Origin of the sequence: Micromonospora sp. DT47 (assembly GCF_049844475.1) — a bacterium.
Lineage (GTDB): Bacteria > Actinomycetota > Actinomycetes > Mycobacteriales > Micromonosporaceae > Micromonospora.
Window position 1 is genome coordinate 145,423 of sequence record NZ_JBNCLC010000008.1, and the last position, 23,207, is coordinate 168,629.

Genomic DNA, 23,207 nt, shown 5'->3' on the forward strand with positions numbered 1-23,207 from the left:
ACGACCAACCGGGCGATCCCGGCCAGACCCGGCCGCGCGTCGCACGCGTGGGCGTCGGTGGCGGGTCAGGCCGGGTGGCCGCTACGGCTCAGCACCGCCCGGTTGACCGCCCAGGCGACGACCAGCCCGGCCCCGAGGATCGGCTGGCCGGCAAGGGCGAGCAGGATGCCCGCGGTCAGGAAGCAGGCAGCCTGGACGGCGTACTTGGCGGCCGGGGGCAGCGGCACGGCGGCCTTCGGCGAGCAGAAGACGCCCCAGACCACCGCGATGAGCAGCGGCGCGCCGAGCCCGGCGAGCAGCCGTACGGCCAGCCCGGCGTCGAGGGTGAAGCCCCACCAGCCGGCGGCGACGAGCATCGCCAGCTCCAGCAGGAAGGCGAACGCCAGCAGCACGGCCTTCATCAGGACCTCCAGTCCCGGTACGCGGTGTCCAGGGCGGCCACCATCTGGTCGAAGGAGCGGTCGAGGCCCCGGGGCAGGCCGAACCCGCCGGCCGCCTCCAGGGTCACGAAGCCGTGCACGGCGCTGCGGAACATCCGCGCCGCGTCGACCGCGTCGTCGCCGGCCAGGCCGTACCCCCGCAGGATCGCGTAGACGGCATCGAGGGCCCGCCGGCCGGCGGCGACATGCTCGGGGTCGGCGGGGTCCGGCACCTGCTGTGCGGCCGGGTAGCGGCCGGGATGCCGGCGGGCGTAGCCCCGCCAGGCACCGGCGACCGCACGCAGCGCATCGCGACCGGCCCGCCCGGCGGCGGCCGAGGTCATCTCGTCGGCCAGTTCGGCGATGGCCAGCGCGGCCAGTTTCTGGGTCAGCGCGTCAACGCCCTTGACGTGTTTGTAGAGGCTGGGCAGCGCGACGCCGAGCCGGCCGGCCAGGGCGGCCAGGGTCAGTTTCTCGTAGCCGACCTCGTCGGCGAGCCGGGCCGCCTCCCGCACCACGGTCCGCGGGGTGAGCCCGGCCCTAGGCATGCGAGGTCGCCGCCAGGAACTCGACCAGCTGGGCGGCGGTGGCCTCCGGCTGGTCGGCGTGCGGGTAGTGGCCGGAGTCGCCGATCATGCGGGCCTCGGCGGTTGCGAAGAGCCGGCGGGCGGCCCGCGCCTCGGCCCCCGGGTCCTTGAAGTCCGGGTCCTTCGTGCCCATCAGCACCAGCACCGGCTGGCGGACGTCGCCGGCCCGGGCCGTCCAGTGCGGCGCAACCGGGGCGACCACCCCGCGCACCGCGTCCATCCGGCCCCGCAGCCTGGCGACCATCTCCTTGCGGTACGCGGCGTCGTCGGCTGGCCGCGCGGCGGGGAAGAGCGTCCTGTGGAACATGCCGAAGAGTCGTGGGCTGCGCAGCACCGCCGCCTGGGCGGCCCGCATCACGAGGTTGGGCTTCAGCTCGGCGACGAACGGGCTGACCTGCACGACGCCGTTGACCAGGTCGGGCGCGTCGCCGGCGGCGAAGACCACGGCCGCCGCGCTGGACGAGCTGCCGACCAGGGTGGCCGGCCCGCCGAGGGTACGCACCACGGCCAGCAGGTCGGCGCCGACCTCGGCCGGAGCGTACGACGGCCAGTGCGGGCTGGAGTCGCCGTGCCCCCGGACGTCCACCGAGGCCACCCGGTAACCGGCCTCGACCAGCAGCGGGATCAGGTGGCGGAAGGTGCGCCGGTTCTCCCCCATGCCGTGCGAGAGGACCACCAGCGGACCGTCCCCATGCACCTCGTACGCGATCGTGCCGCCGTCCCGCTCCACGTGGCTAATCGTCATAGCCTTAAAGCTAATGCCATTAGCTTTAACCGTCAAGGGTTGACCTGAAGTCGGGTGGAGATCGCAGGATCGACCGCATGACACCGTCCGGCACCGCGCACGTCCGCATCGCCCGTCCGAGCCGCAGCCTGGCCGCCGCCGAACGCTTCTGGGTCGACGGGCTCGGCCTGCGCGTGCTGTACCGAGGTGGGGCCGGCGGGCCCGGCGAGCACGACCTGCTGATGCTCGGCTGGCCGGACGCGGCCTGGCACCTGGAACTGGTCGGCGGGGAGCAACTGAGCGTCGCGCCGCGCCCGACGGAGGAGGACCTGTTCGTGCTCTACCTGGACGGGCCGGTCGACGACGAGCAGGTGACGAGACTGGAACGGGCCGGCGGGACGAGGGTCTCCGCCGGCCCGTACTGGGACCGCTGGGGGGTGACGGTGGCCGATCCGGACGGCTACCGCCTGGTGCTGAGCACCCGGGGCTGGTCGAACGCCTGACTCACTTCTTGGAGATCAGCGCCCGGCCGAAGAACATCAGGTTCGCGGGGCGCTCGGCGAGCCGCCGCATCAGGTAGCCGTACCAGTCCTCGCCATAGGGCAGGTAGGTGCGCATGGTGTAACCCTCGCCGACCAGCCGAGCCTGCTCCTCGGGCCGGATGCCGTACAGCATCTGGAACTCGAAGCGGTCCGGCCCCCGGTCGAACCAGCGGGCCCGGTCCTCGCCGATGGCGATCAGGCGCGGGTCGTGGGTGGCCAGCATCGGGTAGCCGTCCCCGGCCATCAGCACGTTCAGGCAGCGCACGTACGACTTGTCCACCTCGCGGGCGGACTGGTACGCCACCGACTCGGGCTCCTTGTACGCGCCCTTGCAGAGCCGTACCCGGGACCCGGCCGAGGCCAGCTCTCGGCAGTCCGACTCGGTCCGCCGCAGGTACGCCTGGAGCACCGCCCCGGTCGACGGGTAGTCCTTGCGCAGCTTGGCCAGGACGTCCAGGGTCGAGTCGGTGGTGGTGTGGTCCTCCATGTCCAGGGTGACCGTGGTCCCCGCCTCGTCGGCCGCCGCGCAGATCGCCCGGGCGTTGTCGTAGGCGAGCTGCTCGTCGAACATCTGGCCGAGCGCGGAGAGCTTCACGCTCACCTCGGCCGCGGGGGTCAGCCCGGCACCCGAGAGCAGCTTCAGCAGCTTGAGGTATTCGTCCCGGGTGGCGTTCGCCTGCTCGGGGGTGACGGTGTCCTCGCCGAGGTTGTCGAGGGTGACCGCGAGGCCGTCGGCGACGAGTTCGCGGGTCGCGCGCAACGCGTCGTCGGTGCCGGCGCCGGCGACGAACCGGCGGACGACGTCCCGGGTGAACGGGGCCGTCGCGACGAGCCGCTCGACCTGGGATGACCGGGAGGCAGCGAGGATGACGGAACGGAGCATGAGCCGAGCGTAACGCCCACCCGCCGGGCCCCGCCCGGGGGCGGGCGTGCCGCCGCGACCGCCGGCGACAGGCGTCCCACCGGCACCACCGACACCACCCGCGGGGCGACGGAAGTGGCGCCGATCAGCTACAACCATCCCCGTGGAACGACACTCCCGCCGCCGGCTCCGGTCGGCCTCCGTGCAGCTGGGCGCGCTCACCGCCCTGGCGCTCGCCCTCTCGGGCTGCAACATGACCTCCGACGACGACGATGACGACTGCGCCCTCGGCCCGGGCGGCGGCGGGGACACCGTCGCGCTCGCCGCGCGCGTCCCCACGGTGACCGCCGACGCCGGGCGCGCCGAGCCGCGGCCGGTGGCCGCCGCCCTGCCCGACCAGGGCGGCTTCGGCACCCACCTCGCCTCCTGCGGCGGCTGAGATGCGGCGCGAGGCGGCCACCCCCCGCCCGGACTGGGACGCCACCATCCGCGGCCAGGGCCTGGTGTACGTCGACACCGAACTGCCCGACGGCGGCACCATGTCGTACTGGGACGAGACGGCGGCGTACGCCTTCACGCTGGACGAGGTGCTCCGGCTGGAGGAGGCGACCGAGGAGCTGCACCGGATGTCGGTGGCCGCCGCCGAGCACGTGGTGGCCCGCAACCGGTACGCCGAGTTCGGCATCCCGGCCTGGGCCGCCGAGGCGGTCGCCCGGTCGCTGCGCGAGACGCCGCCGACCCTCTACGGCCGCTTCGACCTCGCCTACGACGGCTCGTGGCCGCCGAAGCTGCTGGAGTACAACGCCGACACCCCGACCGCGCTGGTCGAGGCGAGCATCATCCAGTGGTACTGGCTGGAGCAGACCCGGCCCGAGGCCGACCAGTGGAACAGCCTGCACGAGCGGCTGGTCGGCGCCTGGGCCAAGATCGGCGCCGGGCTGCACGACCGCCGGGTGCACGTGGCCTGGTCCAACGAGGAGGAGTCCGGCGAGGACCAGATCACCGCCGGCTACCTGGCCGAGACCGCCCGGCAGGCCGGGCTGGACGTCACGCTGCTGCCGATCCAGCACGTCGGCTGGGACGGCCGGCGCTTCGTCGACGCCGCCGACAGGCCGGTGACCACCTGCTTCAAGCTCTACCCGTGGGAGTGGATGCTGGCCGAGCCGTACGGCCCGCCGGCGCTGGACCCGGGCACCCCGACCACCTGGATCGAGCCGGCCTGGAAGCTGCTGCTGTCGAACAAGGCGCTGCTCGCCGTGCTCTGGGAGCTGTACCCCGGCCACGAGTACCTGCTCCCGGCGTACCTCGACTCGCCGCGTGGAATGTCGGAATACGTGGCCAAGCCGCTGCTCGGCCGGGAGGGCGGCTCGGTGCGGATCGTCACCGGCGGCACCGAGATCACCAATCCGGGCAGCTACGGCGACGAGGGCTTCTGCTACCAGGAGTTCCGGGCGCTGCCCGAGTTCGCCGGGAACCGGACGGTGCTGGGCAGCTGGATCGTCGACGGCGAGTCGGCCGGGGTGGGCGTACGGGAGAGCGAGAGCCTGATCACGGACGGTTACGCGAGGTTCCTGCCGCACTACATCGACGCGTCGCGCACCCCGTGAGTCGTCTACCGTTGGTGTCGTGAACTTCGACGCGTACGCCCGGACCGGCGTTGACCTCGTCAACGCCCGCCTGGACGACCTCGACGACCTGCGGGCCATCTTCCCGGACGACAACGCGTGGATGCGCGACGAGGTCGCCGAGCGGGACTTGATGATCTTCCGGCGAGCGCAGAAGCGCCTGCGCGACGTGTTCGAGTACGGCACCTCGGGGCGGGACGCCCAGGCGGTGTCCGAGCTGAACGCCATGCTGGAGGCGTTCCCGGTGCAGCCGCGCATCTCCGGCCACGACTCCAGCGACTGGCACGTGCACGTGACCAGCCGGGGCGCCTCGGTCAGCGCGGAATACCTGGCCGGCGCGGTCTGGGGCCTGTCGGTCTGGCTCTGCGAGTACGGCAGCGCCCGGTTCGGCGTCTGCGCGGACGAGCGCTGCGGCAACGTCTACCTGGACACCTCGTCCAACTGCTGCCGCCGGTTCTGCTCCGAGCGCTGCGCCACCCGCTCGCACGTCGCCGCGCACCGGGCCCGCAAGCGTGCCGCCATCGGCGAGCAGCTGTCGACTCCCGCCGACACCCTCACCCCCGTGCGCTGACCCCCGGCGGGGTCAGACGTCGATCGGGGAGGGGGCCGTCAGGTTGGCCCGGGCGAACTCCAGGGCCTCGCGCAGGTCGGCCTCGCGGACGGCGCGGCTCTTCGCGCCCCGGGTGGTCACCTCCACGGCCACCGAGCCGGTGAAGCCGCGGCCGGCCAGCGACCGGAGCAGCTCGGCGCAGGGCTGACCGCCCCGCCCGGGCACCAGGTGCTCGTCGCGCCCCTCGCCGGTGCCGTCCCCCAGGTGCACGTGCGCCAGCCCGGCACCCATCCGGTCCGCCATCTCCAGCGAGTCGGTGTGCGAGGCGGCGCAGTGCGACAGGTCGAGGGTGTACGAGGCGTACCCGGTCTCGGTGGGGTCCCAGCCGGGCACGTACGGGACGAACTGCCGGCCCGCCATCCGCACCGGGTACATGTTCTCCACCGCGAAGCGCAGCCCGCCGAACTGCCCGGCGATCGTGTCGAGGCCGTCGGCGAAGTTCTTGGCGTAGTCCCGCTGCCAGGTGAACGGCGGGTGCACCACGACGGTCGGCGCCTCCAGGGTCTCGGCCATCTCGGCGGCCTTGCGCAGCCGCTCCCACGGGTCGGCGCTCCACACCCGCTGGGTGACCAGCAGGCAGGGTGCGTGCACCGACAGCACCGGCACGCCGTAGTGCTCGGAGAGCCCGCGCAGCGCGCCGGCGTCCTGGCTGACGGCGTCGGTCCAGACCATCACCTCGACGCCGTCGTAGCCGAGCGCCGCGGCCAGCTGGAACGCCGCCGCGGTCCGCTCAGGGAAGACCGAGGAACTGGAGAGGAGCACCGGGACGCGGGAAGTCACGCCCCTCAGGGTAGCCGGGTTCCCCGCAACGCTTCAGGACGAGCGTCCCCAAAACCCCCAGAACGGCCGGTGGAGATCACATCGGCTCCAGCTGATCCAACCGTCTGAGGATGACCCCCTCACGCAGCGCCCAGGGGCAGATGTCCAGCGACGGCACGTCGAGCCGGCGCATCACCGCCTCGGCCACCACCGCGCCGGCCAGCAGCTGGTGGGCCCGGCCCGCGCTCACCCCCTCCAGCTCCACCACCTGGGCCGGCGGGATGTGCCGGATGAAGCCGAGCACCTGCCGCAGCCCGGCCCGGCTGAGGCTGCGCCGGGCCCACAGGCCGGCCCCGGAGGGCGCCGCGCCGGCCAGCCGGGCCAGCATCCGGAAGGTCTTCGAGGTGGCGACCGGACGTTCCCAGCCCACCTCGGACAGCTTCTCCAGCACCGGGTCGAGCTGCGCGTCGACGTACTCCCGCAGTTCCTCCACCGCCTCGGCGGACGGCGCCACCAACCCGGCCGGGTCCACCCGCAGCCGCTCCCGGCTCAGCCGCCCGGCGCCCAGCGGCAGCGAGATCGCCACGTCCGGGTCCTCGTCGATGCCCGCCGCCAGCTCCAGCGAGCCACCGCCGATGTCCATCGCCAGCAGCCGACCAGCCGACCAGCCGAACCACCGCCGGACCGCGAGGAAGGTCATCCGCGCCTCGTCCGCGCCGGAGAGCACCTCCAGGCGTACGCCGGTCTCGTCGCGGACCCGGGCCAGCACCTCGGCCGCGTTGGTGGCGTCGCGCACCGCGGAGGTGGCGAAGGCCAGCAGGTCGTCGGCGGCCAGCCCGGCGGCCGCCGCCCGGGCCATTCCGACCGCCTTGACCAGGCCGTCGGCGCCCTCCTCGGTGAGCGCGCCGTCCGGCCCGATCTGCTCGGCCAGCCGGAGCACCACCTTCTCCGAGTGCGCCGGCCACGGGTGGGCGCCGTGGTGGGCGTCGACCACCAGCAGGTGCACCGTGTTGGAACCGACGTCGAGGACACCCAGTCGCATGCCCTCGACACTAGGGGCAACACGTTTCCCCGGCTCGTCGGCCCGCGGCCGTCACCCCGCGTACGCTGGTCCGGGTGACGAGCCAGGTGGAAATGCACGTGCTGGTGGACGACCCGGACGACCCGCGCAGCCGCGAGGTCGGCCTCGACTTCCCCCGCGAGTGGATCGAGTTCGTCGACCCGGCCGACGAGAAGCATCTGGTCCGCGCCGACCTGACCTGGCTGCTCTCCCGCTGGACCTGCATCTTCGGCAAGGGCTGCCACGGCATCATCGCCGGTCGGGCCGCCGACGGCTGCTGCTCGCACGGCGCGTTCTTCACCGACTCCGACGACGAGAAGCGGGTCCGCGCCGCGGTGAAGCGGCTCACCCCGTCGACCTGGCAGCACTTCCGTCGCGGCTTCAAGAACTGGACCGAGAGCGACACCATCGACGGCAAGAACCCGGCCCGCCGCACCGCCACCCAGGACGTCGACGCCCCCTGCGTCTTCCTCAACGACGCCGACTTCCCCGGTGGCGGCGGCTGCGCGCTGCACGCCCAGGCGCTGCGCGACGGGGTGCACCCGCTGGAATACAAGCCGGACGTCTGCTGGCAACTGCCGATCCGCCGGGACCAGGAGTGGAGCAAGCGACCGGACAACACCAAGGTGCTGGTCTCCACGCTCTCCGAGTTCGACCGGCGGGGCTGGGGCGCGGGCGGGCACGACCTGGACTGGTGGTGCACCTCCTCCACCGACGCGCACGTCGGCGCCGAGCCGATGTACGTCTCGTACGGCCCGGAGGTGACCGCGCTGATCGGCGCCCCCGCGTACGCGAAGCTCGCCGAGCTGTGCACGGCCCGGCTCCGCCAGGGCCAGATCGCCCCCCACCCGGCCAGCGAGAGCTGACCGGGGCCTACGCCCTCCCCTCCAAGGGCAGGACCACCACGCCGTCGTCGTCGCTGTGCACCTCGGCGCCCGGCCCGAAGACGCAGTTGCCGAACGTCACCGGCACGTCCCGCTCGCCCGCACCCGTCTTGGCGCTCTTGCGCGGGTTGGCGCCGAGCGCCTTGATGCCGATCGGCAGGGCGGCCAGCGCGGCGACGTCGCGGACCGCGCCGTTGATGACCACACCCGCCCAGCCGTTCTCCGCCGCCGTGCCGGCGATCAGGTCGCCCATCAGGGCGGTGTGCACCGATCCGCTGCCGTCCACCACCAGCACCCGCCCCTCCCCCGGCTCGGCGACGATCGACTTGAGCATGGCGTTGTCCTCGAAGCAGCGCACGGTGACGGCCGGCCCGGCGAAGGCGCGGACGGCACCGAACTGGCGCAGCTGGGTGTCGCACGAGCCGAGCACGTCGCCGTACCGGTCGTAAAGGTCGGCGGTGGCCGCAGTGTCCATGGATCTTCCCTTTCTCAATCGGATGGTGAGCGGTGCAGGCCGGTCGCGGCGACGGCCGCGCCGGCCAGGCCGGCGGCGGTGCAGGCGAGCACCCCCGCCGCCGGCGCCGGCGGCGAGCGCACGTACCCCATCAGCACGGTCATCCAGCCACCAACCTTCCTCGGAGCGGACGGACCACGAAGCGGCCGAGCAGCGGCCAGAGCAGCACCACCAGGATCACGGCGTAGATCAGCCAGGAGGCCCAGCCGCCGATCAGGCCGTGCAGCTCGCCGCCGGAGAGCTGCAACGCCCGTCGGCCCTGCAGCTCCGCACGCGGGCCGAGGATGACCCCGACGATCAGCGGCAGGATCGGCAGCCCGAACCGCCGCATGCCGAAGCCGAGCAGGCCGAGGGTGAGCAGCAGGAACAGGTCGAACGGCTGGGCGTTCACCGCGTACGCACCCATTGAGGCGAAGAAGAGGATCCCGGCGTAGAGGTACGGGCGCGGGATCCGCAGCAGCCTGGCCCAGGCGGGCGCGAGCGGCAGGTTGAGCACCAGCAGCAGCAGGTTGCCGACGAAGAGGCTGGCGATCAGCGTCCAGACCAGGCTGGACTCCCGCTCGAAGAGCAGCGGGCCGGGCTGGATGTTGTGCTGCTGGAAGGCGGCCAGCATGACAGCGGCGGTGGCGTTCGTCGGCAGGCCGATGGCCAGCAGCGGCACCAGCGTGCCGGCGGCGGAGGCGTTGTTGGCGGCCTCCGGCCCGGCGACGCCCTCGATCGCGCCCTTGCCGAACTCCTCCGGGTGCTTCGACAGCTTCTTCTCGGTGACGTACGACAGAAAGGTCGGGATCTCCGCCCCGCCGGCGGGCACCGCGCCGAACGGGAACCCGAACGCGGTGCCGCGCAGCCATGGCATCCAGGACCGCTTCCAGTCCTCCCGCCCCATCCAGGGTTGACCGACCGGAATCACCTCGCCGGACTTGCGGCGCAGGTGCGCGGCGATCCAGAGCGCCTCGCCGACGGCGAAGATGCCGACCGCCACCACGACCACGTCGATGCCGTCGGCGAGCTGCGGGATCCCCAGGGTGAGCCGCTGCTGACCGGTCTGGTCGATCCCGATCACGCCGATGACCAGGCCGAGCAGCAGCGAGGCGAAGCCGCGTACCCGGGACGCGCCGAGCACCGCGGTGACGGCCACGAACGCGAGCAGCATCAGCGCGAAGTAGTCGGGCGCGCCGAGGCTGATCGCGAACGACACCACCGGCGGGGTGACCACCACCAGCAGCAGGGTGGCGATGGTGCCGGCGACGAACGAGCCGATAGCGGCGGTGGCCAGCGCCTGCGCCGCCCGGCCCGCCTTCGCCATCTTGTTGCCCTCGATGGCGGTGACCACCGAGGAGGACTCGCCGGGGGTGTTCAGCAGGATCGAGGTGGTCGAGCCGCCGTACATGCCGCCGTAGAAGATGCCGGCGAACATGATCAACGCCTGGGTCGGGCCCAGGCCGTAGGTGACCGGCAGCAGCAGCGCCACCGTCATCGCCGGGCCGATGCCGGGCAGCACGCCGACGGCGGTGCCGATGGTCACGCCGAGCAGCGCGATCAGCAGGTTCATCGGGGTCACCACGTTGGCGAACCCGTCGAGCAGGTGGCCGAAATTGTCCATCAGAGGATTCCTTGCAGCACGCCGGCGGGCAGGTTGACGCCCAGCCCGATGGCGAACGTGTAGAAGGTGATCAGCGACAGCGCGACGGCGATCAGCAGGTTGCGCACGTAATGCCGGTTGCCCAGCGCGAACGCCGAGCCCCAGAAGAGCAGCGTCCCGCTGATCACCCAGCCGAGCCGGTCGATCAGCACCGCGTTGACCAGGAACGCCCCGATCAGCAGCAGCACGGTCCGCCAGTCGATCGGGCTGCTCAGGTCGACGTCCTCGCCGGCCTCCGGCTCACCGGTGCCGCCGCGGGCCACGTCCACCGTGTAGACCGCGGCGACGATCAGCAGCAGCACGCCGAGCAGGATCGGCACCGGCTTCGGGCCGATCGGGTCGGCCGTGCTGATCGCGTGCCCGATCCGGGTCGCATCCAGGATGACCAGCGCGCCGACCAGGGCGAGGAACGCGCCGACGGCGTACTGCGCCCGGTCCCGGGCCGGCTTCGCGGCGGTCGGGTCCGGCCCGACCTCCGCGTCCGGCTGCGTGGGTCCGTCCGTTCCGGCCACGGCCGGGTCCAGGTCCGGGTCGGCGGCCGCCGCGGCCACGCCCGGCGTCGCCGGGTCCGGCCCGGTCGGCTGTGCCGGCACCGGCGGTACGACCGGCCCGGTGGCGCCCGGCCGGGGCGGCGGGTCGCCGCCCCGGTCCGGTCGGGTCGTCCTGCCGGTCATGCCAGTCCGAGCTGCTTGAGCAGGTCGGCCACCGACTTGTCCTGTTCGGTGAGGAAGGTGCCGAACTCGTCGCCGGTGACGAAGGCGTCGGTCCAGCCCCGCTTGGCCAGCTCGGCCTTCCACTCCGCCGACTCGTGCATCTTGGTCAGCGCGTCGATCCAGACCTTCTTGTCGGCGTCGCTGATGCCGGGCGGTGCGACGATGCCCCGCCAGTTGGTGAAGACCAGGTCGATGCCGGAGGACTTGAGCGTGGGCACCTCCTTGAGCGCCTCGATCGGCGCCTCGCTGGTCACCGCGAGGACCCGGATCTGGCCGGCCTCGACCTGGTCGAGGAACTCGCCGAAGCCGCTGGCGCCGAAGGCCACCTTGCCGCCGAGCACGGCCGGCAGCAGCTCGCCGCCGCCGTCGTACGAGACGAAGTTGACCTGGCGCGGGTCGATGCCGACGGTCTTCGCCAGCTGCATCGGCAGCAGGTGGTCCGGGCCGCCGGGCGACGAGCCGCCGCCGACCGCGATGCCCTTCGGGTTGGCCTTCCAGGCCGTGACCAGGTCGCCGATCGTCTTGTACGGCGAGTCCTTCGGCACCACGATGGCGCCGGCCTCCTCGATCATCTTGGCCAGCGGCGTGGTCTGGGTGAGCGTCGCCGACGACTTGGAGGTGTACGAGGCACCGACCACGCCCAGCCCCATCTGCATGGCGAGCTTGCCGTTGCCCTTCTCGTTCACCGTGCGCTGGAGGCCGACGGTGCCGCCCGCGCCGGGCAGGTTGAAGACCTGTACTCCGGTGGCGATCTTGGCGTCCTCCATTACCTTGGCGGCGGTGCGGGCGGTGGTGTCGTAGCCGCCGCCGGGGGTGTTCGGGACCATGATCCGCAGACCGGTGGCCGGCTTGCCGTCACCGCCGGACGATCCCTCGTTCTTGTCGGCGGTGGCGCCGCACGCGCCCAGCGCCAGCGCCGTGGCGGCGGCGACGCCCACGGCCAGCAGGTTTCTCCGAGTTGCCATCTTGTTTCTCTTCCGTTTCGAGGGAGTCCGGCGGCAAGATGATGACTCCCGGGCGGACACCGCGTCTGCCTTCTGTCACCAGCGGAGATTGAGGTCTTTGTGGTCGCGGTCACTCCCCGCCGCACCTTGGCCGGGCAGTTGCTCGTGCTCCAGCTCGCGATCATCGTCGTGGTGCTGGTGGCGGTCGCCGCGGTGTCCCTGGCCCAGTCCGCGGCGACCTTCAACCGGGTCGAGGGTCGGCGGGTGGCCGCCCTCGGCGAGCAGCTCGCCGTCAACCCGCTGCTGCGCGACCGGCTCACCCAACCCGCGCCGGGGGAACTGGTCGCCCCGTTGGTGCAGACCACGCTGACCCAGTCCGGGGTGACCTCGGTGACCGTGGCGGACGCCCGGGGCCGGGTGGTCAGCTCCACCGACCCGACGCTGGTGGGCAGTCGGGTGGTGCTCGGCGATCCCGAGGTGGCGCAGGGCCGGAGCTGGTCCGGCGAGCTGGAGGTCGGCGGGTCTCGCGAGCTGGTGGCCCAGGTGCCGGTGCTCGGCAGCGACCCGAACAAGAACCTGGGGAAGCACCTGGGCGTGGTGGTGATCGGTGAGAAGTCGCCGACCTGGTCGGAGCGGCTGGTCGGCGCCTCCTCGTACCTCTTCACCTACCTCGGCATCGCCAGCCTGCTCGGGGTGGTCGGATCCTGGCTGCTGGCCCGGCGGATCAAGCGGCAGACCCTGGGGCTGGAGCCGCGGGAGATCGCCGGCCTCGCCGAGCACCGGGAGGCGCTGCTGCACGGCATCGCCGAGGGGGTGGTCGCGCTGGACCCGCAGCAGCGGGTCACGCTGGTCAACGCGGTCGGTCGGCGGCTGCTCGACCTGCCCGAGCACTGCCTCGGCCGCAGCCTCGCCGACCTGCGGATCTCCGGCCGGTTGCGGGACGTGCTGGCCGACACCGGCGGCGACGGGGCGGCCCGGGACGAGGTCGTCGTCCGGGGCGGCCGGGTGCTGGTGATGAACCGGATGACGGTCAGCAAGGACGGCCACCGGCTCGGCTCGGTGACCACCCTGCGGGACCGCACCGAACTGGCCCGGCTGGAGCAGGAGATCGGCTCGTTCCGCAGCACCACCGAGCTGCTCCGGGCGCAGACCCACGAGTTCGCCAACCAGCTGCACACCATCTCCGGCCTGATCCAGATCGGCGAGCACGACGAGGTGGTCCGCTACGTGGACGCGCTGAGCCGGCACCGGGCCTCGCTGGACCTCACCGTGACCAGCCGGATCCACGACACCGCGGTGGCCGCGCTGCTGATGGCCAAGTCCGCGGTGGCCGCGGAACGCCGGGTGGAGCTGCGGATCTCCGAGCGGACCGGACTGGACCGGCTGGAGCCCGAGGTCGCGGCGGACGTCGCGACGGTGCTGGGCAACCTGGTCGACAACGCCGTGGAGGCGGTCGCCGGCGGCCGGGACACGGCGGCCGACGCGATCACCGGTGGCCGCGAGGGCGGGGCGGCCGGAGAGCCGGACCCGGACCGGCCGGCCTGGGTCGAGGTCGAGCTGCGCCGGGACGCCTCCTCGGTGGAGATCGTGGTCCGCGACTCCGGGCCCGGGGTCGCGCCGGACCTGGCCCAGGAGGTGTTCACCCACGGCTTCACCACCAAAGCGGCGCGGGGCGGCGAGCGGGGCATCGGACTGGCGCTCACCCGGCTGGTCTGTCACCGTCGCGGCGGTGAGGTCGCGGTGACCAACACCGAGGAGGGCGCGATGTTCACGGCCCGGCTGTCGGTGACCGGCGCGTTGGAGGGGGTCCGGTGATCGACGTACTGGTGGTCGACGACGACTTCATGGTGGCCCGGATCCACCGGGGCTTCGTCGAGCGGATCGACGGCTTCCGGGTGGTCGGTACGGCGAGCACCGGCGAGCAGGCCGTCGCCGCGGTCGACGAGCTCCGCCCCGACCTGGTGCTGCTCGACCTCTACCTGCCCGACATGTTCGGCCTGGACGTGGTGACCCGGCTGCGCGCCGCCCGGCACGACTGCGACGTGCTGGTGATCAGCGCGGCCCGGGAGGCCGAGGCGGTCCGCCGCGCGGTCCGCTACGGCGCGGTCAACTACCTGCTCAAGCCGTTCGGCTTCGACGAGCTGCGGACCCGGCTGGAGCAGTACGCCGCCCGGCGCAACACGCTGCGCCCGGCGGTGGTCGCCGACCAGGCCGACGTGGACCGGGTGCTGTCCCGCAGCGGCACGCACATCGCCACCTCGGCGCTGCCCCGCGGGCTCAGCGCCGAGACCGCCGAGCTGGTGGAACGCGCCCTGCGGGAGCACACCGGCACGCTCTCGGCGGCCGAGTGCGCCAACCGGGTGGGCATCTCCCGGGTCAGCGCCCGCCGCTACCTGGAGCACTTCACCGAGAGCGGGCGGGCCGCGGTCAACCTCCGGTACGGCTCGGCCGGCCGCCCGGAGCGTCGCTACGGCTGGGTGGCGTGACGGCCTACGGCTCGAACTTGTAGCCGAGGCCGCGCACGGTGACGATGAACCGCGGCGCGGACGGCTCCGGCTCGATCTTGGAGCGCAGCCGTTTGACGTGCACGTCCAGGGTCTTGGTGTCCCCGACGTAGTCGGCGCCCCAGACCCGGTCGATCAGCTGGCCCCGGGTGAGCACCCGGCCGGCGTTGCGCAGCAGCAGCTCCAGCAGCTCGAACTCCTTGAGCGGCAGCTGCACGGCGGCGCCGCCGACGGTCACCACGTGCCGCTCGATGTCCATCCGGACCGGGCCGGCGGCCAGGGTCGGAGCGCCCGACTCGGCCACCTCGGCGGTCTGCCGGCGCAGCACTGCCCGAATCCGGGCCACCAGCTCGCGGGGCGAGTACGGCTTGGTCACGTAGTCGTCGGCGCCGATCTCCAGGCCGACCACCTTGTCGATCTCGCTGTCCCGCGCGGTGACCATGATGATCGGCACGTGCGAGCGCTGCCGCAGCTGCCGGCAGACCTCCGTCCCGGACATCTCCGGGAGCATCAGGTCGAGCAGCACGATGTCCGCGCCGGTCCGGTCGAACTCGGTGAGGGCAGAGGGTCCCGTCGCGGCGACGGACACCTCGAAGCCCTCCTTGCGGAGCATGTACGACAGGGCGTCGGAGAACGACTCCTCGTCCTCGACCACCAGAACGCGGCTCAACGGGTGTTTCCTCTCCTTGCGGTCAGGCCTGCCCGAGCTCGACCGGGCCGGCCTCGATACCAGCGGACGGCAGTGTCGTGTCCAGGTCGTCCGGAGGGCTGGCGGGTAGCCGGAGGGTGAACGTCGAGCCCCCTCCCAGAGTGCTCGCCACCTCCACCCGGCCGCCATGGTTGCTGGCGATGTTTTTGACGATGGCCAGGCCGAGACCCGTGCCACCGGTGGAACGGGAGCGGGCCTGGTCGGCCCGGTAGAACCGTTCGAAGATCCGGTCGACGTCGTTCGGGGCGATGCCGATGCCCTGGTCGGTGACGGCGATCTGGATGTGCTCATCGTCCGCCCGGGTGGCGACCCGGACGCAGGTGCCCTCGCCGGAGTAGTTGATCGCGTTCTCCACGAGGTTGGCCACGGCGGTGGCGATCTGGGCGGCGCTGCCGTGGACCGTCAGCCCCTTCTCCCCCTCCGTCACCACCTGGACCTGCCGGGCGGCGGCCGCGGTGCGGGTCCGGTCGATCACCTCGGCGAGCACCCAGTCCACCGCGACCGGCTCGGGGGCCGGCTGCGGTTCGGCGCCCTGGAGCCGGGTCAGCTCCAGCAACTCCTGCACCAGCCGGCCCAGCCGGGTCGACTCGTGCTGGATCCGCTCGGCGAAGCGGCGGGCCGCGACCATGTCCTCGGACAGGTCGGGCGCGCCGTCGCCGGCCGGCTCGGTGGCGTCCAGCAGCGCCTCGGCGAGCAGTTGCAGGGCGCCGATCGGGGTCTTCAGCTCATGGCTGACGTTGGCCACGAAGTCGCGGCGGACCCGGGCCAGCCGATGCGACTCGGTGACGTCGGCCGCCTCGACGGAGACGCAGCCGCCGCCGAGCGCCATCGCCCGCAGGTGCACCCCGAGCGGGTTCTCCCCGGCGTTGTCGCGGCCGCGCGGCAGGTCCAGCTCGATCTCCCGCCGCACCCCGGTGCGGCGGACCTGCCCGGCCAGCGTGCGGATCAGCGGGTGCGCGGCGATGGAGCCGGGCGTGGCGCCGGCGCGGAGCAGACCCATCGCCCGGGCGGCGGGGTTCACCAGGACCGGCACATCGTCCGGGTCCAGCACCACGACGCCGGCGCGGAGGGAGTCGATCGCCTTGCGGCCGAGCCCGGAGAGCCCGGCCTGCTGGTCGTCCGGAATGGTGAGCCTCCCTGAGCTCCAGCGGGAGCCGGCGCTCCCCGACGCGAGGCCGCGCCGCCAATCCTGGACGGGCCGCGCCAGCAGCAACCCGGCGACCAGCCCGGTCGCCAGTGCCACGGCCACCACGACCGCCACCGCCCATTCCACGTCGCGATCGTAGGGTCATTGTTAACCTGGGTATCGCCCATAAAGGGATGAACCACTCTCACTTCCGAGAAAGTTCACTCGTCGGCCCCACGTCGTTCACCGGGGTTCACCTCGGATCCGCCCCCCGCGCCTACGGTGGGTCGCGCACCTGCTCAACCCGTGCGCCGGTACCGGACATCCGGGACGCCGGCGGCCACCGACCCCAGGAAGTGACGATGCGCGACGAGTTCCGGGCCGACCTGCAGATTGTCAGCCAGCTGCTGGTGGACATGGCGGAGGGGGTGCGCGCCGCGATGCGCCAGGCCACCCGCGGGCTGCTCACCGCCGACCGCGAGGCGTCGGAGGCCGTGATCGCACGGGACGCCGAGATCGACGACCTCTACCGGCACGTCGAGGAGCGGGTCTGCGACCTGCTCGCCCGGCAGGCGCCGGTCGCCTCCGACCTGCGGGCCATGATCACCGCGCTGCACGTCGCCGCCGACCTGGAACGGATGGGTGACCTGGCTGACCACGTGGCGAAGACGGCGCTGCGCCGGCACCCGTCCCCGGCCGTGCCGGCCGAGCTGCGGCCGGTCTTCACCGACATGGCCGCCATCGCCGACCGGATGGCCGAGAAGATCGGCCACGTGCTGGCCAGCCCCGATGCCGACATCGCCGCCGAGCTGGACCGCGACGACGACGCCATGGACGACCTGCACAAGAGCCTCTTCGGCGTGCTGCTCAGCGACGACTGGCCGTACGGGGTGGAGACGGCGATCGACGCCACCCTGCTCGGCCGGTTCTACGAGCGGTTCGCCGACCACGCGGTGAACGCCGGCGAGCACGTCGTCTACCTGATCACCGGGCAGACCTCGCCCTCGGCGAGCTGAACGGCGACACGGAAAGGCCCCGGTCCGCGCGGACCGGGGCCTTTTCGCGTACCTCAGCGGCCCTGGTTGGCCACTGCGGCGGCGGCCGCCTTGGCGGCGGTCGGGTCGAGGTACGTCCCGCCCAGGGTGAGCGGGCGCAGCTGCGGGTCGAGGTCGTAGCGCAGCGGGATCCCGGTCGGAATGTTCAGCTTGGCGATCGCCTCGTCGGAGATCTGGTCGAGGTGCTTGACCAGGGCGCGCAGCGAGTTGCCGTGCGCGGCGACCAGCACCGTCCGGCCGGCCAGGATGTCCGGCACGATCGAGTCGTACCAGTACGGCAGCATCCGGTCGACGACGTCCTTGAGGCACTCGGTGCGCGGCATCAGCTCGGTCGGCAGCAGCGCGTAGCGCGCGTCGCCGACCTGCGACCACTCGTCGTCGTCCGCGATCGGCGGCGGCGGCGTGTCGTACGAGCGGCGCCAGAGCATGAACTGCTCCTCGCCGTACTCCTCCAGGGTCTGCTTCTTGTCCTTGCCCTGCAGGGCGCCGTAGTGCCGCTCGTTGAGCCGCCACGACCGGCGCACCGCGATCCAGTGCCGGTCGGCCGCGTTCAGCGCCAGCTCGGCGGTGCGGGTCGCCCGGCGCATCACGCTGGTGTGCACCACGTCCGGCAGCAGGCTGTGCTCGCGCATCAGCTCGCCGCCGCGCCGCGCCTCCGCCTCACCCTTGGCCGTCAGGTCGACGTCGACCCAGCCGGTGAATAGGTTCTTCGCGTTCCAGTCGCTCTCGCCGTGCCGCAGCAGGACCAGCGTCCCGACGGTGGGCCCCTCGCTCGCAGTCATGCCGATCATCCTGCCGTACCTCGTCCGGGGACACGCGGGCAGTGGTCGTGACGACCACCACGTGGAAAAACCGGTGACCGGAGGTCCGGACCGACACTAGGTTGTAAGGCGCTGCGAGGATAACGGTCATTACCTGGAGCGGGGGCGCCGTCGTGCGGACGATGCGGGGTTGGTTCCGGGACACCACCGGCGGCCTGCCGAGGGCCTTCTGGTACCTCTGGACCGGCACCCTGATCAACCGGCTCGGCTCGTTCGTGCTGGTCTTCCTCGCCATCTACCTCACCCAGGAGCGCGGCTTCTCCGCCTCCAAGGCCGGCCTGGTGCTCGGCCTCTGGGGGGTCGGCGGCGCGGTCGGCACCACCGTCGGCGGCACCCTGACCGACCGCTGGGGCCGCCGGCCCACGCTGCTCACCGCGCACCTCGGCGCGGCCACCATGATGCTCGCGCTCGGCTTCGCCCGGGAGCTGCCGACGGTGGCGGCGGGCGCGCTGCTGCTCGGCATGTTCGCCGAGGCCGCGCGGCCGGCGTTCGGCGCCATGATGATCGACGTGGTGCCGGAGAAGGACCGGCTGCGCGCCTTCTCGCTGAACTACTGGGCGATCAACCTCGGCTTCGCCTGCGCCGCGATGCTCGCCGGCCTCGCCGCCCAGGCGGGCTACCTGCTGCTCTTCGTGGTCGACGCGGCCACCACGGTGGTCACCGCGCTGATCATCTTCACGAAGGTCCGGGAGACCCGCACGGCCTCCGCCACCGGAGTCCGCACGGGCGGCACCGCCCCCGCCGGGGCGCTGCGGACCATCCTCACCGACCCGGTCTACCTGGGCTTCGTCGCGCTCAACCTGTTCGCCGCGCTGGTCTTCCTCCAGCACATCTCGATGCTGCCGATCGCCATGGGCGACGCCGGCCTGAGCCCGACCACGTACGGCTCGGTGATCGCGCTCAACGGCGTGCTGATCGTGGTCGGCCAGCTCTTCGTACCCCGGCTGATCCGAGGCCGGAGCCGCTCGCACGTGCTCGCCCTGGCCTCGGTGGTGATGGGTGTCGGCTTCGGGCTCACCGCGTTCGCCGACGCCGCCTGGTTCTACGGCCTGACCGTGCTGATCTGGACGCTGGGCGAGATGCTCAACTCGCCCTCCAACGCCACCCTGATCGCCGAGCTCTCCCCGGCCGCGCTGCGCGGCCGCTACCAGGGCGTCTTCTCGCTCTCCTGGCAGATCGCCGGTGCGGCGGCCCCGATCCTCGGCGGCCTGGTCCGGGAGCAGGCCGGCAACACCGCGCTCTGGCTGGGCTGCGCCGGGATCGGCGGCCTGATGGCGGTGGCCCACCTGGTCTCCGGTCCGGCCCGGGAGCGGCGCGCGGCCCAGCTCCAGGTGCCCAGCGAGCCGGTCACGCCGGTCACCGCCGTCCAGCCGCCGGCGCCCGAGGCGGCCGAAGCCGCCGCCATCGCGCCCGCCGAGCCGGTCCCGGCCCGCACCGCCTGAGGTACGCGGACAGCCCCACGAGGTACGCGGACGCTGCCAACCGCCGTCCGTCCTGCCGGCGGCAGGCGGCGGACGAGGTCCTCTGGTCGAGCCCTTGGAGCTGATGTCGCAAACGAATCGGCCCCGCCGGTCGGGTGTCCACCGCGGTGATCACGAACACGCTGGCGCGGAACGGGCCGCCTCCCTACGGTCAGACGCGGACCGGTTAACAAACCTTCCTGGAGGACGGGTGCGGGGCCTGTGGCGCTGGTGGGACGGGACGGCCGGCGGCCTCCCCGCCACCTTCTGGTACCTCTGGGCGGGGCTGTTGGTCAACCGGGCCGGCGCATTCGCCGTGCTCTTCCTGTCGCTCTACCTCACGGCGGCGCGCGGGGCGTCCGAGGCGCTGGCCGGCGCGGTGGTCGGGGCGTACGGAATCGGCGGGGCGGCCGGGGTGCTGCTCGGCGGGGTGCTGGCGGACCGCTGGGGCCGCCGCGCCACCCTGCTCGCGGCGCACCTCGGGGCCGCCGGGCTGATGCTGGGGCTGGCGTTCAGCCGGGACCTGGCGCTGATCGCGGTGCTGGCCGCGCTGGTCGGGGTCGCGCACTCGATGCCGAGCCCGGCCTTCGTCGCGGCGATCGTGGACGTGGTCCCCGGGCACCGGCGCTCCCGGGCGTTCAACCTGCAGTTCTGGGCGTTCAACCTGGGCATGGCGGTGGCCTCGCTGCTGGCCGGGCTGCTGGCCGAGGCGAGCTTCGTCGCGCTCTTCCTGGTCGACGCCGCCGCCACGCTCACCGCCGCCGCCCTCATCGCCTGGAAGGTGCCCGAGACCCTCCAGCGCTCGCAGGTGGGCACCCGAACGGAAAGTGTCCAAGATCTGGCCAAGCGGCGGCCGGGGCTGCGCACCGCGCTGACCGACCGGACCTTCCTGGTCTTCGTCGGGTTGACCTTCGTGCTGGCGGTGCTCACCATGCAGGCCTCGACGATCATGCCGCTCGCCATGCGGGCGGACGGGCTGCGCCCGTCGGCGTACGGGGCGGTGGTGGCGCTGGGCGGTGCGCTGATCGTGGCCGGGCAGCTCCTCGTACCCCGGTTGATCGACCGGCACCGCCGCGACCGCGTGCTGGCGGTCTCCACCGGCCTGCTCGCGGTCGGGTTCGGGATGCTGGCGCTCGCCGACCATCTCTGGGCCCACCTGGCCGCCGCGGTGGTCTGGACGGTCGGCTCGATGCTGGCCGCGCCGCCGAACGCACAGATCAACGCCGACCTGGCCCCGCCGGAGCTGCGGGCCCGCTACCAGTCGGTCTTCTACCTGACCTTCCCGGCGGCGTCCTTCGTCGCGCCGACCCTGGGCGGGGTGAGCCTGCAGTACCTGGGGAGCCGGCACTGGCTGGTCGTGGGTGCCCTTGGCCTGCTCGCGGCGGGTGCCCACCTGCTGGCCGGCCCGCCCCGGGAACGCCGGGTCGCCGCACTGCGCGCCGCCGACGAACCCGTCCTGACGGAGCGGACAGCGGTCCGCTGAGGGCCGACACCCGTCCCCAAGCGAGATCGACTCCATGCCGGCGACGGTGACAACCGACCGCGCTGGCCGGCAACGGCAGAGCGCCCACCCCGACCCGTGGGTCGTGGTGGGCGCTACCGCTTGCCCGGCGGCGGCGGGCGACACTCACCCCCGTAAGCGTCGCCCGCTCGCGCCGCCGGTTCCCGGGTGGCACCGTCCCCCAACGGTGTGCTCCACCCGATCTGGCGCCTCGCTCGGTGCACGGATCTGATCGATCCGCCGCTCCCCCGAACGTTTCCAAGCGTGGCGCGGTGCGATAAAGCTAGTTCGCCCGGATTCCGGATTCAACCCGGATCACTGTCTTGCCGGTCACAGCACAGACGGCGAATCCGGCACCTGCTCCGGGCCTCGGAATGTCCAACACGGGGCTACCCGCCAGCCATTCCCGTAAACACCCTCAGGCGTCTTGCCGATCGGGTGACTCGGTACGGAAAAAGTTGCTCTGCCGGCCGTCGCGCATCTGTTCCTGGAAGATGAGATTCAGCCGCCGTGCCTCGAATGTCCGGAACCAATCGTCCCAGGAGATGGCCTGGATCCGGCTGCTCTCCCGGAAGCCCGGGATGTTGAAGGTGAGCACCCCGGGCCGACCCTCCCGCTCGGTGCCGGCGATCGTCGCCGGCTTCGCGCCCCGGGCGGCGGCCCAGTTCCGGATCACCTCGTGGTTGGTGGTCACCAGGCTGCGCCCGGGACGCTCCGGACGGTCCGCGGGCGACGAGATGACCTGCGACGAACGTACCGACCGTGCGGTGGACCGACCGGTACGGATGCCGGTGGCCGGGGCGCCGGCCGCTGGTGTGGCCCTGGCCCCGGTCGTCGCTTTCTTGGCCGGCGCGGCCTTGGCCCGCTTCGCCGGCTTCCCGGCCGGTGCAGTCTTCGCCGCGGGCCTCCCCGCGGGCGCGGCCTTGGCCCGGGTCGTCGCCTTCTTCGCCGGCGCGGCCTTCGCCACCGCCTTCTTCGCCGGCGCCTTCTTCGCCGCCGCCTTCTTGGCTGGTGCCTTCTTGGCTGGCGCCTTCTTGGCTGGCGCCTTCTTCGCCGCCACCTTCTTCGCTGGTGCCTTCTTCGCTGGCGCCTTCTTCGCCGCCGCCTTCTTCGTCGGCGCCGCCTTCGCGCGGGCCGTCGACTTCGCCGGGGCGGCCTTGCGCGCCGGAGCCGCCTTGCGGGCCGGCGCGGGCGCGGCCTTGGCCCGCGCGGCGGTGGTCTTCCGGCCACCCGCCTTCGCGGCGGCGGCCTTCTTGGTGGCCGCCGCCCGACCGGTCGGGCCGGTGCTGCGCCGCGCCGCGCCGCCAGCGCGGCCCTCCGACCGCAGCGTCCGCGCCAGCGTCTTCACCAGCTCCGGCTTGCGCAGGGCGGAGATGCCGGAGACACCGCGCCGGCGCAACTGCCCACGGATGTCGTCCACCTTCATCCGGGAGATCTCCGACTCGGAGATGCCCGGGGTGTTCGGGGTCTGGTTGCCCTGCCTGGTCCTGGTCGCAGTTCCGCCGCGACCTGAGCTGCTCCGCTGAGCCATGACACGCTCCTCGACAGTCCGTCCTCGGCCTGCGGCGGGTCCCAACTGCCGCACCGCAGTGGTGCGGCATACCCGTCAGGACCGGTCCGAACCTCCGGCGGACGGTTCGAAGAGGTGGGCGAAGGCGGCGAGGTTGGCGGTGGACTCGCCCCGCTTGACCCGCCACTCCCATTCCCGCCGGATCGAGCTGCCGAAGCCGATCTCCAGCATGGTGTCGAAGGACTCGTCGGCGTACGTCAGCACCGCGCCGAGCAGCCGGTCCAGCTCGTCGGCGTCGATGCCGGCCGGGTTGACCCGACCGGTCAGGTAGACGTCGCCCACCGCGTCGATGGAGAACGAGACGCCGTACATCCGGGCGTTGCGCTGGAGCAGCCAGGCCCAGAGCTCCTCGCGCCGCTCGTCGGGCTGGCGCATCACGAACGCCTCGATCCGCAGCGCGTGCTCGCCGACGATCAGGTTGCAGACCGTCTTGAGCTTGTGCGTGCCGGGGAGGGTGACCGCGTACGACCCCTCGCCGGTCGACTCCCAGTCCAGCTCCCGCTCGGTGCAGACGGACTCGATCAGGGCGGCCAGGTCGCTCTTCGCGCTCATCGCACCCACTTTACGGTCGGGCGG

The 23,207-nt window shown here is 72.8% G+C and carries 26 protein-coding genes; 10 read left to right on the plus strand and 16 right to left on the minus strand.

All coding sequences use genetic code 11. From position 1 onward, the window contains the following. Positions 1–65: 65 nt before the first annotated feature. The 3 genes from ACLQ2U_RS14965 to ACLQ2U_RS14975 are packed head-to-tail and all read right to left on the minus strand — an operon-like array spanning position 66 to position 1,751. Positions 66–401, minus strand: coding sequence for a YrdB family protein (locus ACLQ2U_RS14965; protein ID WP_425751230.1), 336 nt, complete (start codon positions 399–401; stop codon positions 66–68). Continuing rightward, the gene (locus ACLQ2U_RS14970) at positions 401–967 is read right to left on the minus strand and encodes a TetR/AcrR family transcriptional regulator (RefSeq protein WP_425751231.1); all 567 of its coding nucleotides are present in this window, start codon (positions 965–967) and stop codon (positions 401–403) included. The genes ACLQ2U_RS14965 and ACLQ2U_RS14970 overlap by 1 nt, the downstream gene beginning before the upstream one ends. Then, the gene (locus tag ACLQ2U_RS14975) at positions 960–1,751 is read right to left on the minus strand and encodes an alpha/beta fold hydrolase (RefSeq protein ID WP_425751232.1); all 792 of its coding nucleotides are present in this window, start codon (positions 1,749–1,751) and stop codon (positions 960–962) included. Before ACLQ2U_RS14975 ends, ACLQ2U_RS14970 begins: the two co-directional genes overlap by 8 nt. A 77-nt stretch (positions 1,752–1,828) precedes the next feature. Here ACLQ2U_RS14975 and ACLQ2U_RS14980 point away from each other — a divergent pair, with 77 nt between their 5' ends. Beyond that, positions 1,829–2,233, plus strand: coding sequence for a VOC family protein (locus ACLQ2U_RS14980; RefSeq protein WP_425751233.1), 405 nt, complete (start codon positions 1,829–1,831; stop codon positions 2,231–2,233). A 1-nt stretch (position 2,234) separates the two neighbouring features. Here the strand turns inward: ACLQ2U_RS14980 and ACLQ2U_RS14985 are convergent, their stop codons facing one another. Then, positions 2,235–3,155 carry a proline dehydrogenase family protein gene (locus ACLQ2U_RS14985; RefSeq protein ID WP_425751234.1) on the minus strand — a complete coding sequence of 307 codons (921 nt, stop codon included), beginning with the start codon at positions 3,153–3,155 and terminating at the stop codon, positions 2,235–2,237. Between the two features lie 142 nt (positions 3,156–3,297). On the opposite strand from ACLQ2U_RS14985, the gene ACLQ2U_RS14990 reads away from it, so the two are divergent. From ACLQ2U_RS14990 to ACLQ2U_RS15000, 3 genes are read left to right on the plus strand one after another with little or no spacing between them, the layout of a single operon-like run. After that, complete coding sequence (locus ACLQ2U_RS14990) at positions 3,298–3,573, plus strand: hypothetical protein (protein ID WP_425751235.1); 276 nt, start codon at positions 3,298–3,300, stop codon at positions 3,571–3,573. A 1-nt stretch (position 3,574) separates the two neighbouring features. Next, positions 3,575–4,741: a glutathionylspermidine synthase family protein gene (locus ACLQ2U_RS14995; protein ID WP_425751236.1), complete on the plus strand. Its 1,167-nt coding sequence runs from the start codon at positions 3,575–3,577 to the stop codon at positions 4,739–4,741. 19 nt (positions 4,742–4,760) lie between these two features. Beyond that, positions 4,761–5,330 (plus strand): CGNR zinc finger domain-containing protein, encoded by a 570-nt coding sequence (locus ACLQ2U_RS15000; RefSeq protein WP_425751237.1) that lies wholly within the window; start codon positions 4,761–4,763, stop codon positions 5,328–5,330. A 12-nt stretch (positions 5,331–5,342) separates the two neighbouring features. Here the strand turns inward: ACLQ2U_RS15000 and ACLQ2U_RS15005 are convergent, their stop codons facing one another. Both ACLQ2U_RS15005 and ACLQ2U_RS15010 read right to left on the minus strand, forming a co-directional pair. Next, complete coding sequence (locus ACLQ2U_RS15005) at positions 5,343–6,149, minus strand: sugar phosphate isomerase/epimerase family protein (RefSeq protein WP_425751238.1); 807 nt, start codon at positions 6,147–6,149, stop codon at positions 5,343–5,345. Positions 6,150–6,225: 76 nt separating this feature from the next. Next, a complete protein-coding gene (locus ACLQ2U_RS15010; protein WP_425751239.1) occupies positions 6,226–7,170 on the minus strand; it encodes a Ppx/GppA phosphatase family protein in 945 nt (314 codons plus the stop codon). Positions 7,171–7,244: 74 nt separating this feature from the next. On the opposite strand from ACLQ2U_RS15010, the gene ACLQ2U_RS15015 reads away from it, so the two are divergent. Then, the gene (locus tag ACLQ2U_RS15015) at positions 7,245–8,054 is read left to right on the plus strand and encodes a hypothetical protein (protein ID WP_425751240.1); all 810 of its coding nucleotides are present in this window, start codon (positions 7,245–7,247) and stop codon (positions 8,052–8,054) included. A gap of 7 nt (positions 8,055–8,061) precedes the next feature. Here ACLQ2U_RS15015 and rraA read toward each other — a convergent pair whose 3' ends face one another. Genes rraA through ACLQ2U_RS15040 form a run of 5 tightly spaced genes read right to left on the minus strand, consistent with a single transcriptional unit; the run spans position 8,062 to position 11,906 of the window. Beyond that, positions 8,062–8,547: a ribonuclease E activity regulator RraA gene (gene rraA, locus ACLQ2U_RS15020; protein ID WP_425751241.1), complete on the minus strand. Its 486-nt coding sequence runs from the start codon at positions 8,545–8,547 to the stop codon at positions 8,062–8,064. Between the two features lie 14 nt (positions 8,548–8,561). Next, positions 8,562–8,690 (minus strand): hypothetical protein, encoded by a 129-nt coding sequence (locus tag ACLQ2U_RS15025; protein WP_425751242.1) that lies wholly within the window; start codon positions 8,688–8,690, stop codon positions 8,562–8,564. Beyond that, positions 8,687–10,189 carry a tripartite tricarboxylate transporter permease gene (locus tag ACLQ2U_RS15030; RefSeq protein ID WP_425751243.1) on the minus strand — a complete coding sequence of 501 codons (1,503 nt, stop codon included), beginning with the start codon at positions 10,187–10,189 and terminating at the stop codon, positions 8,687–8,689. The genes ACLQ2U_RS15025 and ACLQ2U_RS15030 overlap by 4 nt, the downstream gene beginning before the upstream one ends. Continuing rightward, entirely contained in the window at positions 10,189–10,902 is a 714-nt protein-coding gene (locus ACLQ2U_RS15035; protein ID WP_425751244.1) for a tripartite tricarboxylate transporter TctB family protein, read from the minus strand. The genes ACLQ2U_RS15030 and ACLQ2U_RS15035 overlap by 1 nt, the downstream gene beginning before the upstream one ends. Then, positions 10,899–11,906: a Bug family tripartite tricarboxylate transporter substrate binding protein gene (locus ACLQ2U_RS15040; protein ID WP_425751245.1), complete on the minus strand. Its 1,008-nt coding sequence runs from the start codon at positions 11,904–11,906 to the stop codon at positions 10,899–10,901. The genes ACLQ2U_RS15035 and ACLQ2U_RS15040 overlap by 4 nt, the downstream gene beginning before the upstream one ends. Positions 11,907–12,050: 144 nt before the next feature. On the opposite strand from ACLQ2U_RS15040, the gene ACLQ2U_RS15045 reads away from it, so the two are divergent. Together ACLQ2U_RS15045 and ACLQ2U_RS15050 are read left to right on the plus strand one after the other, a co-directional pair. Beyond that, positions 12,051–13,700 (plus strand): ATP-binding protein, encoded by a 1,650-nt coding sequence (locus tag ACLQ2U_RS15045; protein WP_425751246.1) that lies wholly within the window; start codon positions 12,051–12,053, stop codon positions 13,698–13,700. Then, positions 13,697–14,371, plus strand: a complete 675-nt coding sequence (locus ACLQ2U_RS15050) for a response regulator (protein ID WP_425751247.1) — start codon at positions 13,697–13,699, stop codon at positions 14,369–14,371. The genes ACLQ2U_RS15045 and ACLQ2U_RS15050 overlap by 4 nt, the downstream gene beginning before the upstream one ends. Before the next feature lie 4 nt (positions 14,372–14,375). Here ACLQ2U_RS15050 and ACLQ2U_RS15055 read toward each other — a convergent pair whose 3' ends face one another. Next, entirely contained in the window at positions 14,376–15,059 is a 684-nt protein-coding gene (locus tag ACLQ2U_RS15055) for a response regulator (RefSeq protein WP_425751248.1), read from the minus strand. A gap of 22 nt (positions 15,060–15,081) precedes the next feature. Continuing rightward, entirely contained in the window at positions 15,082–16,371 is a 1,290-nt protein-coding gene (locus ACLQ2U_RS15060; RefSeq protein WP_425751249.1) for a sensor histidine kinase, read from the minus strand. Positions 16,372–16,586: 215 nt separating this feature from the next. On the opposite strand from ACLQ2U_RS15060, the gene phoU reads away from it, so the two are divergent. Next, the gene (gene phoU, locus ACLQ2U_RS15065) at positions 16,587–17,240 is read left to right on the plus strand and encodes a phosphate signaling complex protein PhoU (RefSeq protein ID WP_425751250.1); all 654 of its coding nucleotides are present in this window, start codon (positions 16,587–16,589) and stop codon (positions 17,238–17,240) included. Positions 17,241–17,293: 53 nt separating this feature from the next. Here phoU and ACLQ2U_RS15070 read toward each other — a convergent pair whose 3' ends face one another. Continuing rightward, the gene (locus ACLQ2U_RS15070) at positions 17,294–18,061 is read right to left on the minus strand and encodes a phosphoglyceromutase (RefSeq protein WP_425751251.1); all 768 of its coding nucleotides are present in this window, start codon (positions 18,059–18,061) and stop codon (positions 17,294–17,296) included. Positions 18,062–18,213: 152 nt separating this feature from the next. On the opposite strand from ACLQ2U_RS15070, the gene ACLQ2U_RS15075 reads away from it, so the two are divergent. Together ACLQ2U_RS15075 and ACLQ2U_RS15080 are read left to right on the plus strand one after the other, a co-directional pair. Then, positions 18,214–19,542 carry an MDR family MFS transporter gene (locus ACLQ2U_RS15075; RefSeq protein WP_425751252.1) on the plus strand — a complete coding sequence of 443 codons (1,329 nt, stop codon included), beginning with the start codon at positions 18,214–18,216 and terminating at the stop codon, positions 19,540–19,542. A 229-nt stretch (positions 19,543–19,771) separates the two neighbouring features. Continuing rightward, positions 19,772–21,043 (plus strand): MFS transporter, encoded by a 1,272-nt coding sequence (locus ACLQ2U_RS15080; RefSeq protein ID WP_425751253.1) that lies wholly within the window; start codon positions 19,772–19,774, stop codon positions 21,041–21,043. A gap of 436 nt (positions 21,044–21,479) precedes the next feature. Here ACLQ2U_RS15080 and ACLQ2U_RS15085 read toward each other — a convergent pair whose 3' ends face one another. Both ACLQ2U_RS15085 and ACLQ2U_RS15090 read right to left on the minus strand, forming a co-directional pair. Then, positions 21,480–22,121: a hypothetical protein gene (locus ACLQ2U_RS15085; RefSeq protein WP_425751387.1), complete on the minus strand. Its 642-nt coding sequence runs from the start codon at positions 22,119–22,121 to the stop codon at positions 21,480–21,482. A gap of 546 nt (positions 22,122–22,667) precedes the next feature. After that, entirely contained in the window at positions 22,668–23,183 is a 516-nt protein-coding gene (locus ACLQ2U_RS15090) for a YbjN domain-containing protein (protein WP_425751254.1), read from the minus strand. Between the last annotated feature and the right edge of the window lie 24 nt (positions 23,184–23,207).

Bases quoted from the DNA above. Each gene is read 5' to 3' on its own strand.
- ACLQ2U_RS14965 (WP_425751230.1), bottom strand. From the start codon at position 401: ATGAAGGCCGTGCTGCTGGCGTTCGCCTTCCTGCTGGAGCTGGCGATG.
- ACLQ2U_RS14970 (WP_425751231.1), bottom strand. From the start codon at position 967: ATGCCTAGGGCCGGGCTCACCCCGCGGACCGTGGTGCGGGAGGCGGCC.
- ACLQ2U_RS14975 (WP_425751232.1), bottom strand. From the start codon at position 1,751: ATGACGATTAGCCACGTGGAGCGGGACGGCGGCACGATCGCGTACGAG.
- ACLQ2U_RS14980 (WP_425751233.1), top strand. From the start codon at position 1,829: ATGACACCGTCCGGCACCGCGCACGTCCGCATCGCCCGTCCGAGCCGC.
- ACLQ2U_RS14985 (WP_425751234.1), bottom strand. From the start codon at position 3,155: ATGCTCCGTTCCGTCATCCTCGCTGCCTCCCGGTCATCCCAGGTCGAG.
- ACLQ2U_RS14995 (WP_425751236.1), top strand. From the start codon at position 3,575: ATGCGGCGCGAGGCGGCCACCCCCCGCCCGGACTGGGACGCCACCATC.
- ACLQ2U_RS15010 (WP_425751239.1), bottom strand. From the start codon at position 7,170: ATGCGACTGGGTGTCCTCGACGTCGGTTCCAACACGGTGCACCTGCTG.
- rraA (WP_425751241.1), bottom strand. From the start codon at position 8,547: ATGGACACTGCGGCCACCGCCGACCTTTACGACCGGTACGGCGACGTG.
- ACLQ2U_RS15025 (WP_425751242.1), bottom strand. From the start codon at position 8,690: ATGACCGTGCTGATGGGGTACGTGCGCTCGCCGCCGGCGCCGGCGGCG.
- ACLQ2U_RS15030 (WP_425751243.1), bottom strand. From the start codon at position 10,189: ATGGACAATTTCGGCCACCTGCTCGACGGGTTCGCCAACGTGGTGACC.
- ACLQ2U_RS15035 (WP_425751244.1), bottom strand. From the start codon at position 10,902: ATGACCGGCAGGACGACCCGACCGGACCGGGGCGGCGACCCGCCGCCC.
- ACLQ2U_RS15040 (WP_425751245.1), bottom strand. From the start codon at position 11,906: ATGGCAACTCGGAGAAACCTGCTGGCCGTGGGCGTCGCCGCCGCCACG.
- phoU (WP_425751250.1), top strand. From the start codon at position 16,587: ATGCGCGACGAGTTCCGGGCCGACCTGCAGATTGTCAGCCAGCTGCTG.
- ACLQ2U_RS15070 (WP_425751251.1), bottom strand. From the start codon at position 18,061: ATGACTGCGAGCGAGGGGCCCACCGTCGGGACGCTGGTCCTGCTGCGG.
- ACLQ2U_RS15090 (WP_425751254.1), bottom strand. From the start codon at position 23,183: ATGAGCGCGAAGAGCGACCTGGCCGCCCTGATCGAGTCCGTCTGCACC.